The sequence below is a fragment of the Cyanobium sp. NIES-981 genome (genome assembly GCF_900088535.1).
Classification (GTDB): domain Bacteria; phylum Cyanobacteriota; class Cyanobacteriia; order PCC-6307; family Cyanobiaceae; genus NIES-981.
Genome location: NZ_LT578417.1, coordinates 3,007,167 through 3,021,545, shown reverse-complemented (window position 1 = coordinate 3,021,545; position 14,379 = coordinate 3,007,167). Strand labels below are relative to the sequence as shown.

Here is a 14,379-nt window from a genome sequence, read left to right as displayed (position 1 = left end):
AGCGTTCATCCTGAGCCAGGATCAAACTCTCCGTTGTAGTCCGGTCCTCTTGAACCAGTCACCTCACCAGATGCCTCGCGGCACCCAGTCAAGCCCTGGCCCTCAACTCGGCTTGCTCACTCCCAAGCTCGGCACTGGCGTACCAAACTCAGTCGTCGCCCCATTGTCTTCACAATGGTTTCAAAGAGTGCACGCTCGTCCCTCAACTCAGGCCTCACCACAAGAATTCCCATTCCCATGGCTCCTCCGTCATCTCAGGCTTCCCGTGGCTTTCCCAGATCTCAGATCCGGTTCGCTTCCAGCTTCAGCAGACGCTTTGCATGCTCCCTCGCTTCGTGATCAAGCTCGGCAGCACTCGCCCGCTCTCGCCGGTCGCTGTGTTCTTTTGACGGGACCTCACACCCCCACTGCTCGTTCGTCACCCTCCCGCAGCTCACTCCCACCCGTTGCACCCAGACCCTCAAGGTCCAGGCTCTTCAGCCAGCAGCTCACTCCAGGACCATGACGCAGTGGAAGCGTCAGTTCCTAAACGTTTCGGTTGTCCAGGTTCCTCCACCTCCACACCAGTCACCCCGGTGCTCTCGGTGGACGCTGCCTCGCGGTTCCCCGCTCCGGCAACTCAGAAAACTTACATCACCGGGGGGCTCCTGCCTTGCGGCCCTCGCTTCCCCTCCGTAAGCCCGCTAACCCCGCAGCTCTCGCTCCTGGGGCGCAGTCCAAAACTGTAGCACGTGCTACGTGGGCGTCCTCACGGGGACGATCCTGGGGCTGCAGAGCCCCGGCCTGATCAGGGTGCTCCTGGTCTACGACCCGAGGCCACGGGGGTTTGCCAACCTGCTGACGGACTTTCCACGCCAGATCTCGGACCTCTCCTTGAGCCGCGTCCTGGTGCGCTGGCCCTGCGGCTGCCGCGGCTGGGTGCTGCGGCAGCAGCGCTTTGCGGTGCAGGTGGTGCGGCACGGCCACGCCGGCGAACAGGGGGTTGAACGTCCAGAGCCCGTCCAAGAGGCCCTGGGTGCGCTGCACCAGTTCCGCTGGCTGGCCGACGGGGAGAACGGCGCGCTGCCGCCGGCCGGGAACGTGCTGATGGGGGTGGAGCCGATCCCACCCGAGCCAAAGCTGCTGCCCTAACTCTGGGCGGCCCTGGATCGTCGCCCGCCTGCCGGTGCCGGCCGCCGAGCGCTGGGTGGGGGCACGGCTGGCGACGAACCAACCGCTTTAGGGCCCTGGGAAGCCACGTGCCCGCACCCTGGCAGGCCTGGAGACAACGTCAGGGAGTGCTGACCAGGGCCGCCCCCCCCCGTTGACAGGAGGGGATCCAACGAAGAGGATCCGCGAACCAATTCCTAATGAAGAGTTCGTGGCGATCACCTACGCATCCGTTTACGGGATTTCAGAGTCAGGTTCCAATCTGATCGCTTCCCTGCGGCTTGACGCTTCCACGCCGCTGGCCTCCAACGTCACCTTCTCGGAAGCCACCCCCGCCGACAGCGCTTTCACGGCTATCTATCAAACACCCAATAACACCAATGACGGTTGGCTGGTGAGCAGCGGTGGGACGCTTCCTAACGACGGAACGTTTTACAACTCCAACCAATCGGGGATTTCAGGCATCACCAACGGCACCACTCCGGGATACGAGCAAGGAACCAGCAGCACCACCATCGCTGGTCAATCAACCTGGTTCTTCGCTGGTCAGGTGACATCGATTGCCAATGTCTACGTCAGGCCTGATGGCAGCGGCGGTGTTGAGTACTATTACGACACCCCAATTCTCAACTCCACCACCCAGGGTGACCTGGCCAACTTTGCCGGGTCGACCACCGGAGCAAGGTCCCTCCCCGATGACACCAACTCCGGCACCTCGATTGGTGGCGCAGGCGGCCCTGTTGGTGGAAGTTTTGCCTACGCCGATGGAGTGGCCGATACCAACGGCTGGTACTTGCTCTACAGCTATGACCAGGTGGTCGGAGACCTCTGGAGCAACACCAGCGGTGGAGCCAACTGGAACTCCAGTGCCATCATCGCCACGCATACCGACCTCGATACTTACATCTCCACCAAGACCGGCGGCGCGATTACAGACTTCCCCAACGACATGGATCTGGGGTATCTGGTTGGGGGAACTGTCACATGCTTCCTGGCCGGCACGGCCATCTCCACACCCAGCGGAGCTGTCGCCGTGGAATCGCTGCAGCGCGGCGACCTGATCAGCACCGACCTGGGCACGATGGCCGTTGGCTTCATCGGCCGCTCCGAGGTCCAGATCGTCTGCAGCGACGAGACCGATCTCCCCATCTGTGTTCCCGCCGGTGCGCTCGGTGCCTCCCTCCCCAGTGCCGACCTCTACCTGAGCCCTGGCCACGCCCTGTACGTGGATGGTGCTCTCGTGCAGGCCTCGGCCCTGGTGGGCCTCAATGGCATCCATCAGCTCAGCCGGGATTTCTTCGGGGATGCTGAGAGCTTCATCTATTACAGCGTGGAGCTGAAGTCCCATCGACTGATCACGGCCAATGGAACTGCTGTCGAATCCTTCTACGACATTCTTCCGCGCACGGCCTGGAACAACTACGGCGAATACCTGAGCATTTACGGCGAGGAGGCCATCCTGGATGAGCTGAACCTCCCCCGGGTACAGTTCGAACGGCAGCTCCCCGCTGACCTTCGCATGAAGCTGGAGCGCAAGGGCGCTGCACCGCTGCCTGCCTGAGCCTCGGGTATCTCGGGTTAGAACCTTGCCATCTGAGCCGTGTCTGGCCATCGACACGGCTCTTTTTTTGTCTCCGGCCTGTGACCCCGCCCGCTCCTCCCTCCAACGCACTTGCCTGGCGGGGAGGGTCTGTGCACTACCGCCATGCCGTCCACTTCCTGCACAAGCGGCAGTTCCAGGCGGCGGAAACCCTGCTGCGCACCCTGCTGGAGGGTGAAACCGCCACCTCCGATCCGCTTGAGCGCAAGAAGGCACAGGAAGCCCTCGCTGTGCTGTTCGCCATGACCCAGCGCGAAGCTGAGGCGATCACCCTGCTCGAAGCGATGCAGGCGGAGCATCCCAGCGACACCAGCGCGCTCTACAACCTCGGCAAGATCCACACCCAGCTCGGCGACCTTGAAGCCGCCATCGGCGCCTACCGCAAGGCGATGGCGATCGAGCCGGAATCTCTGCTCTTCCACAACAATCTCGGCAACGCCCTGAAAGCCACGGGGCAGGTGGAAGAGGCCGTGGCCTGTTTTCAAGCGCTGCTGGCGCGCAAGAGCGACCACATCCGGGGCCGGTGGAACCTGGCCATGGCCCTTTTACTGCTGGGACGTTTCGAGGACGGCTGGACAGCCTATGAGGTGCGGTGGCAGGCCTTTCCCAACTGGAAACGGCTGGCCACCTCCCGCCCGCTCTGGCAGGGAGAGCCGGTGGACACCCTGCTGCTGTGGGGTGAGCAGGGGGTGGGGGATCAGCTGATGTTTGCCTCACTCCTGCCGGAGCTTTCCGCCAGAGGCGTGCAGCAGCTGCTGCTGCTCATCGACCCGCGCCTGCACCCCTTGTTCCGCCGTTCCTTTCCTTCCATTCAGCTCCACCCCCTGAACGCCACGCCGGAGCAGAGCCTCTATCGGGCCCACGCTCCGCTTGGATCGCTGCCCCGCCAGCTTCGCCCCAGCCGCAGCAGCTTCCAACACAGCCGCCGCTCCGTTCTGCTGCCCGATCTCCAACGCAGCCGTTCGTTTCGCAGCAGCATGGCCCCTGCGGATCGTGTCCTCTGCGGCATCGCGTGGCACAGTGCCAATACTGAGTATGGCGAGAGTAAATCGATCGCGCTGCAGGCGCTGGCCAAGGCGCTGGCCTTGCCTGGCGTGCAGCTGGTGTCCCTTCAGTACGGCGATGTGGACGCCCAGATCCAGCAGGTGCAGCAGGAGGCAGGGCTCACGGTGCTGCGCCCCCCCGGGCTCGATTGCACCCAGGATCTCGATGGCCTTGCCGCCCTGATCGCCGCCTGCGACCTGGTGGTGTCGATCTCCAACACCACGGTGCATCTGGCCGGCACCCTCGGCACCGAAACCTGGGTGTTGCTGGAGCATGTACCCGACTGGCGCTGGGGTCTGCGCGGCACAGCCTCGTTGTGGTACCCCTCGGTGAGCCTGTTTCGGCAACAGCGAGCCGGTGATTGGAGTCACCCCCTGCGGCAGGTGCGCCAGCGTCTCAGGAGCCGTCCACCCAGAGGGGCTGCTGGCGGGGGCTCACCACCATCCACATGCCCTGGCCCATGAGCCTGTGGTGCTGAAGATGCTGGATCTCGAAATGCTCCGCCAGTTTCGGCAGCCACCACGAGCTGGGGGCCTGGATCAGATGGGCATTGCGGCCATCGGGCAGGGATTTACCGGCGGGGCCGGTGTGAATCGTGAAGAAGCCCAGCTGCACCACGATCCGCTCCAGCTCACGCAGCACCGCCTCCAGGCAGGAGGGCTCCACGTGTTCAAGCACATCGATGCAGCACACAAGAGGAGCAGGTTGCGGCTCTCCATAGTGGGGAAATGCCGGATCGAAGGGGTGATAAGCCGCCAGCTCCACCCCCCGCTGCTCCAGTGCCTTGCGGAGGTTCTGCTTGCCGGCGCCGTAGTCACTGAGCTGGTTGATGTTGTGTTGGCGAAGGATCGTCTGCACCAAGGGGGCAAACGACAACGAAGCCACTCCATAGTGAGGGTTCCGATGCAGCACCTGCTGCTGGCTGCGGTAGGCGTCTGTGATCGTGGCTGGATTGCCGGGCAGGGTCATGGCACGGAGGCAGCAGCCAGGTAGGGCGGCAGCCATTCTGGGGCAGGGCAGCAGCCCAGTGCCGGGCTGGGAGCAGCTGAACTGAACCAATGACAAAGCCTCAACAATCCAGCCGCAACCGGCGTCAGGGTCTTGGATTCAGCGCCACCTCGCCTGGCTCGGGCAACCGGGCGACCATGGCCCCTGCGTCCGTGCTTGAGCAGGAACGCCGCGCCCTCGCACACCTGCAGCAGGGAAACCACGCCGAGGCGGAGCACCTCCTTCGCGCCCTGCTGGCAGGGGGCAAGGCTCGTGCCAGCACCGCCCTCAACCTGGCCGGCCTCTGCACCAGGGACGGACGCTGGCAGGAGGCTCTGGACCTGTTGGAAACAGCTCTGAGCCTTGATCCCGCCTATGCGGCCGCCCACTTCAATCGGGGCAATGTGCAGCGGGTCCGCGGCGATCTGGATGCGGCAGTGGCTTCCTACCGGCGCGCGCTGGAGCTGCAGGCCGATTTTCCTGGTGCAGTGCCCCTCCTGGCCCAGACCCTCTGCGAGCAGGGCGACCATGCAGCGGCGGCCGCCCTGCTGGGCCAGGCCCTGGACCGCCAGCCCGAGGAGCCGGAGCTGCACTTTCTGCTGGGCAATGCCCTGCTCCATCAGGGCGATCCCACCGCCGCCGCCGGGGCCTACCGCCAGGCCCTGACCCTGCGGGCCGCCTTTCCGGAAGCGCACTGCAACCTCGGCAACGCCTGCCAGCAGCTGGGGCAGAGCGAGGGGGCGATCGCCGCCTACCGCCAGGCCCTGGCGCTCCTGCCCACCTTCGCCGAAGCCAGCTTCAACCTGGCCAACGTGCTGCGGGAGCAGGGCAGCCTGGCGGAGGCGATCCAGCTCTACCGGCAGACCCTCGCCCACAACCCCAACCAGCCGGAGGCCTGCTGCAACCTCGGCAACACCCTGCGGGAGAGCGGCGACCCGGCCGGGGCCGTGGCGGCCTACCGCCAGGCTCTCCAGCTGAAGGACGACTTCGCCGAAGCCCACTCCAATCTGGGTGCCACCCTGCAGCAGCTGGGTGATGTCCAGGCCGCCATCACCGCTTTCCGGCACGCCCTCGTTCTCCGCCCCCACTATCCCGAAGCGCTCTCGAACCTCGGTAACGCGCTGGAGGAGCTGGGTGAGCACACCGAGGCCGTGGAGGTTTTCGAGCAGGCCATCGCCCAACAGCACGACTACGCCGATGCCCACTTCAACCTGGGGCTCACCCTGCTGCACACCGGCGCCTGGGCCCGGGGCTGGGAGGAGTACGAGTGGCGCTGGCGGCGGCGGGAGACCCAGAACGACCGCCTCTCAACAGCCCGGCCTCTCTGGCAGCCGGGAAGCAGCGGACGGGTTCTGGCCTGGGGGGAGCAGGGCATCGGCGATGTGGTGATGTTCGCCTCCCAGATCCCCCAGCTCCACCTGCTCTGCGATGCCCTCACCGTGCGCACGGACGCGCGGCTGCTGCCCCTGTTCCGCCGCTCCTTCCACCCGGACATCCGCTTCAAGGGCCAGGGCGACCCCCTCGGCGAGGAGGAGCACGACCACCACATCCCGCTGGGGTCGCTGGGGCGCTTCCTGCGCCGCAAGCCCCTGGCGTTTCAGGCCGCCGCCGCCGGCTTCCTCCGCGCCGACGCCTCCCGGGCGGCGGCGCTGCGGCGCCGACTGCTGGGGGAAGCCCCGGGGAGGCTGATCGGTGTGAGCTGGCGCTCGAGCGTGAAGCGTTCACCGGCGCGGGAGAAGAGTCTGCCCCTCCTCGAGTTGGCCGCCACCCTCGGCAGCCTCGACGCCCGCCTGCTCACCCTGCAGTACGGCGACACGGACACCGATCTCCGGGAGGTGCGGGAGCAGCAGGGCCTGGAGCTGGCCACGGCGGCGGACATCGATCTCTTCCATGACCTCGACGGCCTGGCGGCCCTGATCGAGGCCTGCGACGTGGTCGTGACGATCAGCAACGTGACCGCCCACCTGGCCGGCGCCCTCGGCAAGCCCACCCTGCTGCTGGTGCCCCACAACTGCGACTGGCGCTGGGGGCATCAGGGCGAGACCACCCAGTGGTACGACGCGGTGACGGTGCTGCGCCAGGGGCAGCCGGCCGACTGGAGCGGGCCCCTGCTGGCGGTGGCGCGGCTGCTGGGTTAACCCTCGCCGCCACGCCGCTCGGCGAAGGCGGCGAGGAAGCGATCAGCGGCGCGCTTGAGGTGGGGGGAGCGCCGGATCTCGCCGCGGGTGTCGTAGCGCTCCACCAGCAGATCCAGCACGGAGCCCAGGTCGAGGGCCACCCCACCCCTCTCGCGGATCCGGTCGCAGTAAATCTTGCCGAGGATGCCTGCGCCCACCAGGAACAGCCGACCGGGCCGCACGTGCGTGTCCGCCCAGGCAGCGAAGCGCTCGAAGTAATGGGGGTAGTGGGGGGGGCGGCCGCCGGGCTGGGTCGTCCAGTAGCGCTTCTCCCCGGGCACCACGTAACTTCCGGGCGCGAGGGCCTCCAGGCCTGGTGGGATCACCGGGCCCACCACCCCGTGCAGGGCCTCCAGGAGGTCGGGCTGCAGCAGGGCGCCGGCATGGAGCAGGAACAGATGCAGGTGGGCTCCGCCGGACACGAAGCGCTGCCGCATCGCCACCAGCCGCGCCAGGGTGAGGTGCTGGCCCAGCCCCGAGAGCACAGTGCCCATCTGCCTGGGGCCATGGGCGATCTGGTCGAGGTCGGGGAGGCCCACCACGTCGGCCCGCTCCACGGCACCGCACAGGCTGGCCATCAGCCTGGCGTACTCCTCGGGGAGGAGGTGGCCCTGGGGGGTGAGCCGCGGATCGATGGGGGTGCCGTTCGTGGTGGCGCCCCCGAGGTCGTTGCGCAGGCCGGAGAGGAACAGCCCCTCCCCATCGCCGAGGCGGATCAGGGCGAAGCCCTGGCGGCTGCGCAGGGCCTGGCGCAGGCGCTCCTGCAGCTGCGTCAGGCGGTGGGGGTCGGCCGCCGTGGGATCCCACCACTCGTGGCCGGGCTGGCGCAGGGACTCCGGCACCAGGGCCAGGAACCCCGCGATCAGATGGGCTGCGTCCGCATCGAGTTCGGGCAAGACAGCTCGAAGCTGGCGGCTGGCGGCCTGCGGCCGGTCCGCCAGCTCGTTGAGGTAAAGGGCGGGGGCATGGCCGGCCTGCTCGAGGGCCGGTCGCGCCGCCTCGGCCCGTCCGGCCCGGCTGAGCAGCCGCAGGGCCAGGCGGGAACTGGCCAGGGGAAGCTGGCTCAGACAGCCCAGCAGGGGCTCCACCGCCCCTGTGGCCGCCAGATCCTGGCCGAGCAGGTCGGCGAGGGCCAGGTGGTAGATGTGCTGGAAGCAGCTGGGATCCGCTCCCCGCCCCACCATCTCCAGCCCCTGCAGCACTTCGGAGGCCAGGCCCGCGTCCCCGGTGCGCAGGGCTGCTTCCGCGGCGAGGAAGAGGGAAGCCCGGTCGCCCTTGCGGAGGTGGCTCCTGCCCAGGGAGAGAAGGCCGTCGAAGCTGAAGTGATCCGCCCAGGTGTAGGCGTTGATCGTGGGCAGGGCCGGAGAACTCTCCAAGGGCATCCTCTCGGGGGGCATCCGCAGGGGGGGCATGGCCGGCGGCCACGCACTGTTCACCATGATGCCGTGGGGAACGGCGCAGGCCTACCGACCGCTGATAGGTAAACTGAGATACATTAGTCCGCAGTTGTGCTGAATTCAGCACGCCGCTTCAGGCGGGCTTTCTGGCATGCCTCGGAGAGTGCTCATGGCGCTCTTACCAGCCTGTCATGAAGCATCACTGTTGCTCACTGCCTTGAGCTGCCACGCCACGTGTATACAGACATCCTACATCTTCACGGATTCAAATGTGCTGGAACCACCTTCATCTGGTCGCTGGAACATAGCAGCAACAGCCAATTAATCTATGCAGAGTCCCCCGAATCCGGCGATCGTCTCCACTGGCAGTTGCTGCGCGATCACCTGCAGGCGTCCGACAGCCGTCCCCGGGCGATCACCTCCCATCTCGTCACCCTGCCCCCGCCGGGCGCCGTGGCCCAGCTCAAGGTGGCCATCCTGCGGGAGCCGATGGCCCGGATCGGCTCTGCCTTCCGCTTCACCACAACGGTGCAGCAGTCAGCCCAGAAGGTTCCCTTTGCCAGGCATCTCGAGCAGCTGTTGAGCTCCACCCTGGCCAACTACCAGACCCGCCATCTCTCCCCCCAGGAGCCGGTGGACTGGGTGTACCGCCGCGGCTGGGCCGCACGGCCCGAGCTGATCGACCTGGAGCGGGACGATCTCTTCGTGGGTCTGGTGGAGCGGTACGACGAATCCATGGTGGCCCTGGAGGCTAAATTGGAGCGCATGGGCCAGTCCTGGAATCTGGCCTATCCCCAGCGGTTCAACACCACGTCCTCCCACGGATTGGCAGACCTCGAAGAACGCCACCGGTGCACGCCCATGGGCCTGGCCGTGACCGAACTGGATCTCTCGCTCTACCGGCGGGTGGAAGAGCGGCTCGAGGAGCATCTGGGCGCCATCCCCGACGTGGAGGACCGGCTCCTCCACTTCCGGCAGCGCTGTCAGGCTTTGGTCGACCAGCCACCCGACGTGCGGATCAAGCCCCAGAGCGAGTGGCTCACCCTCCCCTGCCCAGCGCCATGAGCACGGGCAACGTCGAAGCGGCCACGGCGGCGCAGGTGTTGCGCACCACCGATCGCCAGGCCCGGCAGGAGCTGGAGCAGGGGAGGTGGGAGTCCGCCCTCGACCAGGTGGAGGAGGCGTACCACGCGGTGAGCTCCCTCAGCCGTGGCGGCGACGGCGGCGACGCCCAGCACTGGCTGCTGTACGGCCGGCTGATCAATGCCACCACGGCAGCCCTGCACCCCGTGCTCACCACCATCCAGCAGGAGCCGCTGCCGCTGCCGCAGCAGGCCGCCCTGAGCTGGCGGCTGGCGCAGCTGCTGGAACACCACCACAGCCTGCCGGTGGAGATCCCCCACTGGCTGCCGGTGCTGGAGCGGCAGATCCTGCAGCGCGGAGCGGTGGCCTGGCACAAGCTGGTGCGGAACGAGCCCGATGCGACGGCCAGGGCGCGGCTGCTGTTCGAGCGGCTGGCCACCAAGCTCGACCCCTGCCCGGTGTGGGTGCAGCTGCGCCTGAAGGAACTGGCTTCGGCAGAGGCCGGTCCTCCCGAGCCTCAGCATCAGCCCCAGCCTCATCAGGAACTGGTCGTAGCGGTGCCTACAGCGCCGCGCCCCTCTGGCGCGCGCCGGCTTCAGCTGGAGTACATCCCCGGCGCGCCGGTGCGGCGAGAGGCAGAAGGCGTCCTAGCGCTGAACTTGGCAGCTGAAAGGGCTCTGGATCCTTCCGGTGAGCTCATCCGAGAATTCCTGGCCGAGGTACACACGGCACAACAGGATTCCCAGACCCTGGTCGACATCGAAGACCCTGTGGCCACGCTCAGTGCCTCCCTTGGAGTGCTGGAGCTTCTGGGTGAACCGCTACAGGCCAGCGCCATCGCGCGGTTGCCCCGTGCCGTGAACATCTGGCGGGGAGAGTGCCGGCGGCTCAAGCTGGGCCTACCTGGGGAGGGCACGGCTGCGGGGTCATGGGCACAACCACCCAACCCTCTCAAGAGCCTCCCCCTTCTGATCGAACTGGAGGCCGTCGAGCTGGCCGTGCTGCAACAAGCCGTCGCCGACCCAGCAGCAATGGACAAGGCACTGAAGGACGTGGCTAATGCAGAGGGCAATCCTGGCTTCTGGATGGAGGGCATGCGCCAAAGCCAGTGGTGGGGTGGAGCCATCGCCCCCCTTGATTGCCTTCGCCGGTTTCGCCGCGATTGGGGATTCCACGCAGACCCCACCAACCCCCGCGAGAGCTTCGACAGCTGGCTGGAGGCTGCTCTGCAGCTGGTCTGCCGGATAGAGCTCTGGGGAGAGGGTGCCCTCTGGACCGCAGAGGAACATTGCCGCTGGCTGGCCCAGCCATTGCTGCAGGCTATCCGCAGGAACACTGCCACCCTCGAACCGGTGTGGGGTGGGGTTGCCCCCATGGAACTCCTGCGGTCGCTCGCTGAACAGGAGGTGGTCTATGTCGGTCCGGCAGCACGGCTGGTGCAGCAACAGCACGAAGGCGGCAACGCCTGGCGGCTGTTTGAGCAGACCCTCGTACCGGCCAGGGATGTGCGTTGTCTGGAACCTCCCGACGGTCGGTATCCCCATCACCCGAGCACTGGGCTCAAACGAACCCTGGACGACATGATCGGCACCATCGGCCGGTGGCATGCGGAACGGCCTCTGCAGGTGGCGGTGGTCAGCGGCGGTGCCTACCGCCTTCCCCTTTGCCAGGCCTTGAACCATCGCTACGGCTTGCGCTGCATCGCCCTCACCGGTGGTGCCCACGAACTGTTCGGCGTACGGATCAAGGGGGGAAGGCCTCCACGAGCAATGCCGGCGGTTCTCGGCCAGCAGATCCGCGAGGAGCACTGGGTCACAGTGAACCCTGCCGACGCCTGAGCAGTGGAGCGTCGGCCTGCCGATGGGTTGCCACGGCAGGTTGAATGGAAAAATCAGCCGCGTGCAAGAAAACGGTTGATTTCCCCCACAAGGTCGATCGCGGAGCAGGAAGGGTCATAAAGGTGCACATGGGGAGATTCGAGCTTGCGAAGTCTCTCGCCGACTGCTCCGATGTTCGAGGCAATGATCGGAAGCCTCAGGGCCAGGGCTTCGGAGAGTGTGTAGCACCAGGTTTCAGGCCAGATGCCAGGAAACAGGGCTGTGGGGTTGTGCAGAGTGCTCACGAGGTGGTGGAGTTCCCCAAAGGAACGATAGGGCCCAATATGGGTAACATTGGCCAAAGCGGAAAGTTCTCCCATATTCGAAGCAGCCCCAACGATATAAAAATGCAGGTCTGAGCCCATAGAGAGGGCGGCACTGGCAAGATTCAACAGCACACCGGAGCCTTTCTCCACGCTGATGTTACCAATCAGCACAATATTAGGGCTGAAGACATAATCCAAAGCCGTCGGGAGGTGAGAATACAATGGCTCAAAAGGCTCCCGGAGAGTAGTGTTGGCGAAGCCTTGCCCAGAAAACTGTTCAACAAGTTCCTGGGTAGAGCAGAAGATGGTGCGCGCTGAGCGAAGTACAGAGCCAAAGAAATCGCGGTAGAGCTCGATCTGGGTGGAATAGGGTGCCAGCAACGCGGTTTCAACGCACGGATCGGCAGTTCGCAGACAGTGCATACATTCCGTATTGCTTCCTACAGAACAGTAGTGAGAAGAAGAATTGATCAGCTTGATACGCGGGCACAGGAACATGTAGTCGTGAGCAACAACGTCATAACCAACAGCTGCGTCTTTCAGACTGGCAAGAAGTTGGCTAATCTCAGCCGGCTTCCAGCCCACAAAACTATGAATCACAACACGACAGCCTGCGCCGCGTTGCTGGAAGGCCTCCGTCAAGACCGGGAGGATGTCATGGAAGAAATTACCCTTTACCGCTACACGAAGACGCTCGCACTCTAGAGCGAAAGACTGGTCAGAGATGTCGTTCCTTACAAGATCATTGAACTGACGCCCAGGGCTCAGCAGAAAATGGCAGGATTCCGATTCATCAATCATCATATCAGCGATGTACTTTGCAATGCCACCACCAGAGCTGTGCGTTACATGCAACATCAAAGGATGGCCGGAGTCGGAAATCAAACGCTGTGAAACAACATTTCGCTGCGTTCGCAGATAATCTTTCTGAATATACTCTTGGATCATGTCGTCATAGTATGGATAGCGATCCATAATGATCTTGCCCGATCTCTGCACGGCAGTAATGCGGACCGAAGCTCCAAATGACACGCTCCCCTGGTGGAATGCAAAGGTCGTGGGACAAAGGAAGTGTTCCAGGCCAGTGAGAGTGGCTCGCATCGCCCAATCCACTTCCTCGCCATAGCCACGACCGAAGTGCTCATCAAACACTCCTACAGCATTGATGGCTGTACGAGACAGATACATTAAGAAGCCATGGCTCACCGGAACCCTGATCACAGGCCTCCAGTCAGGAACGTCTGTAGCCGGTCTACAGAACTCCATCGACGAAGCCTTGAAGGCAGACGCCAACGACTCCACATCTTCAGGGGTGACATGGGTGTTCTCATCAATCTGATGGGGGAAAGAAAAGATCGTGGCGTTGTTGGAGAAGGTGGTCATCGAGGCAAGGCTCGGACCCACATGTCGAACTGAGGCAAGCATTTCGATGACGAGGTTCTCGGCCACCACCACATCAGAATTCACAAGCATCACATCGGCATCAGTACCGAGCAAAAAGTTGTTGACAGTGCGAATGAAGCCGAGATTGCTGGCGTTGTGGTGATAGATCACCCCCAAGGAAGTAGAGAATTCCTCCAAGTTGGCATTCATATCAGCATCAGGACTGCAATCGTTAGTTACATGAATGTAGATTTCAACCGGGAGAAATTGCCTGCAATGGTCCACTGAACGGGCTAATGCTCGTAGGCAGTGAGCTGTGAGCGGCCAATTCTTATACACTGGCACAAGAATATCAAGCTTGACCGTAGGGAAGTGCTTGAGGGATGTGGAATCGGGTGGTCGGTTGACGAGGGTGAAAGACTTGATCTGTTCACTCACACCGATCTGCAGCGATTCAAAACGGGTTCCACAGGCAGAGATCCGGTCGAAAAGAGTTGGCTTCTCCGGTAGGAATTCTGAGCGGATTAGGACAAAAGTGATCGGATCGCGAAATGTGAGAATCCCGCCATGATCGCGAAAATATTCGTAAATGCGCCTAAGACAGAAACCCGTGGCCACACGGCTGGTGGACTTGAGTGCATCCAGAGTGTCTTGACGATAATCACCAGGACTAAAGACTTCCTTGAACTGCTGATTGACATGAACGATGAGGGAGGGCAGTCGTGGCAGGAAGTCTTCAGGTAAACCACACCAGCCCAGCAGATCACGGCCATTCCAACTCTCAACGTACACCCGTAACTGCTTGCTTAGACCAGGTACAGCAGGAAGTATGCTCAGGTCTCGTCTACCGAACAGTACGCGGAAATCGGAAAGGGGACGTTCAGTGATTCCGTGGGGATTGATCGGTTTAAAGGTAAAGCAGGAAATCCTTAGGCTGGTGGAGGGGTCGCGGTAAGCAAGTGTTTCAGAAGCAGCCACATGGGTACGCTCGCCTGCCACGGTGAGGAAAACCTGACCAGCAGAGCTCACTGTGGAGGCCACGGTGATGCAGCCACAGTCCACCGCAAGGACCAGCGTATCGATCTTGTGGCTGTCGAGTAGACCTGCCGCGATGGCCGCCAGCTGCTCTGTCGTGGTGATCGGCTCAGCGTCTGAGCTGCTGGAGGGAGGCAGGGAAGCCGCTGCAGGGGGCGGTGGCTCCTGAGGTGGGGGGGCGGCGACGACTCCATCAACATCGCCAATCCCAGGGTCGCTGTCACCATGCTCCAGTCCCATCATGGCCTGGAGGGCATCCGGAAGGTCGGCCAGCTCGGCGAGTGCAAGCCAGTCATCCTTGCTGTCAGGCTGAAGAAGAATACGTTCCCGGATTGCATTGATCCCCATACCCCAATAACCGCTTTGCCAGCGGAGTGATCA

The 14,379-nt window shown here is 63.9% G+C and carries 9 protein-coding genes; 6 read left to right on the top strand and 3 right to left on the bottom strand.

Annotation, left to right across the window (positions count from 1 at the left end; all coding sequences use genetic code 11):
* Nucleotides 1-738 precede the first annotated feature (738 nt).
* The 3 genes from CBM981_RS15065 (at nucleotide 739) to CBM981_RS15055 (ending at nucleotide 4,257) form a co-directional block, all read left to right on the top strand.
* A complete protein-coding gene (locus tag CBM981_RS15065) occupies nucleotides 739-1,131 on the top strand; it encodes a hypothetical protein (RefSeq protein ID WP_087069058.1) in 393 nt (130 codons plus the stop codon).
* Nucleotides 1,132-1,360: 229 nt separating this feature from the next.
* Entirely contained in the window at nucleotides 1,361-2,710 is a 1,350-nt protein-coding gene (locus CBM981_RS15535; protein WP_157665500.1) for a Hint domain-containing protein, read from the top strand.
* 131 nt (nucleotides 2,711-2,841) lie between these two features.
* Nucleotides 2,842-4,257, top strand: a complete 1,416-nt coding sequence (locus CBM981_RS15055; protein ID WP_087069056.1) for a tetratricopeptide repeat protein — start codon at nucleotides 2,842-2,844, stop codon at nucleotides 4,255-4,257.
* Here CBM981_RS15055 and CBM981_RS15050 read toward each other — a convergent pair.
* Nucleotides 4,190-4,762, bottom strand: a complete 573-nt coding sequence (locus CBM981_RS15050) for a hypothetical protein (RefSeq protein WP_087069055.1) — start codon at nucleotides 4,760-4,762, stop codon at nucleotides 4,190-4,192. The genes CBM981_RS15055 and CBM981_RS15050 overlap by 68 nt on opposite strands.
* A gap of 176 nt (nucleotides 4,763-4,938) precedes the next feature.
* Here CBM981_RS15050 and CBM981_RS15045 point away from each other — a divergent pair, with 176 nt between their 5' ends.
* A complete protein-coding gene (locus tag CBM981_RS15045; protein WP_172820911.1) occupies nucleotides 4,939-6,918 on the top strand; it encodes a tetratricopeptide repeat protein in 1,980 nt (659 codons plus the stop codon).
* Here CBM981_RS15045 and CBM981_RS15040 read toward each other — a convergent pair.
* Complete coding sequence (locus tag CBM981_RS15040) at nucleotides 6,915-8,333, bottom strand: hypothetical protein (protein WP_172820910.1); 1,419 nt, start codon at nucleotides 8,331-8,333, stop codon at nucleotides 6,915-6,917. The two genes, CBM981_RS15045 and CBM981_RS15040, sit on opposite strands and share 4 nt — an antisense overlap.
* A 390-nt stretch (nucleotides 8,334-8,723) precedes the next feature.
* Here CBM981_RS15040 and CBM981_RS15035 point away from each other — a divergent pair, with 390 nt between their 5' ends.
* Nucleotides 8,724-9,419: a hypothetical protein gene (locus CBM981_RS15035; RefSeq protein ID WP_087069052.1), complete on the top strand. Its 696-nt coding sequence runs from the start codon at nucleotides 8,724-8,726 to the stop codon at nucleotides 9,417-9,419.
* On the top strand, nucleotides 9,416-11,275 hold the full coding sequence (locus CBM981_RS15030; RefSeq protein ID WP_157665498.1) for a hypothetical protein: 1,860 nt from the start codon (nucleotides 9,416-9,418) through the stop codon (nucleotides 11,273-11,275). Before CBM981_RS15035 ends, CBM981_RS15030 begins: the two co-directional genes overlap by 4 nt.
* Before the next feature lie 53 nt (nucleotides 11,276-11,328).
* Here the strand turns inward: CBM981_RS15030 and CBM981_RS15025 are convergent, their stop codons facing one another.
* Nucleotides 11,329-14,346 carry a glycosyltransferase gene (locus CBM981_RS15025; RefSeq protein ID WP_087069050.1) on the bottom strand — a complete coding sequence of 1,006 codons (3,018 nt, stop codon included), beginning with the start codon at nucleotides 14,344-14,346 and terminating at the stop codon, nucleotides 11,329-11,331.
* Between the last annotated feature and the right edge of the window lie 33 nt (nucleotides 14,347-14,379).

Excerpts from the sequence above, each read along its gene's own strand:
- CBM981_RS15045 (WP_172820911.1), top strand. The coding sequence starts at position 4,939 with ATGGCCCCTGCGTCCGTGCTTGAGCAGGAACGCCGCGCCCTCGCACAC.
- CBM981_RS15050 (WP_087069055.1), bottom strand. The coding sequence starts at position 4,762 with ATGACCCTGCCCGGCAATCCAGCCACGATCACAGACGCCTACCGCAGC.
- CBM981_RS15025 (WP_087069050.1), bottom strand. The coding sequence starts at position 14,346 with ATGGGGATCAATGCAATCCGGGAACGTATTCTTCTTCAGCCTGACAGC.
- CBM981_RS15030 (WP_157665498.1), top strand. The coding sequence starts at position 9,416 with ATGAGCACGGGCAACGTCGAAGCGGCCACGGCGGCGCAGGTGTTGCGC.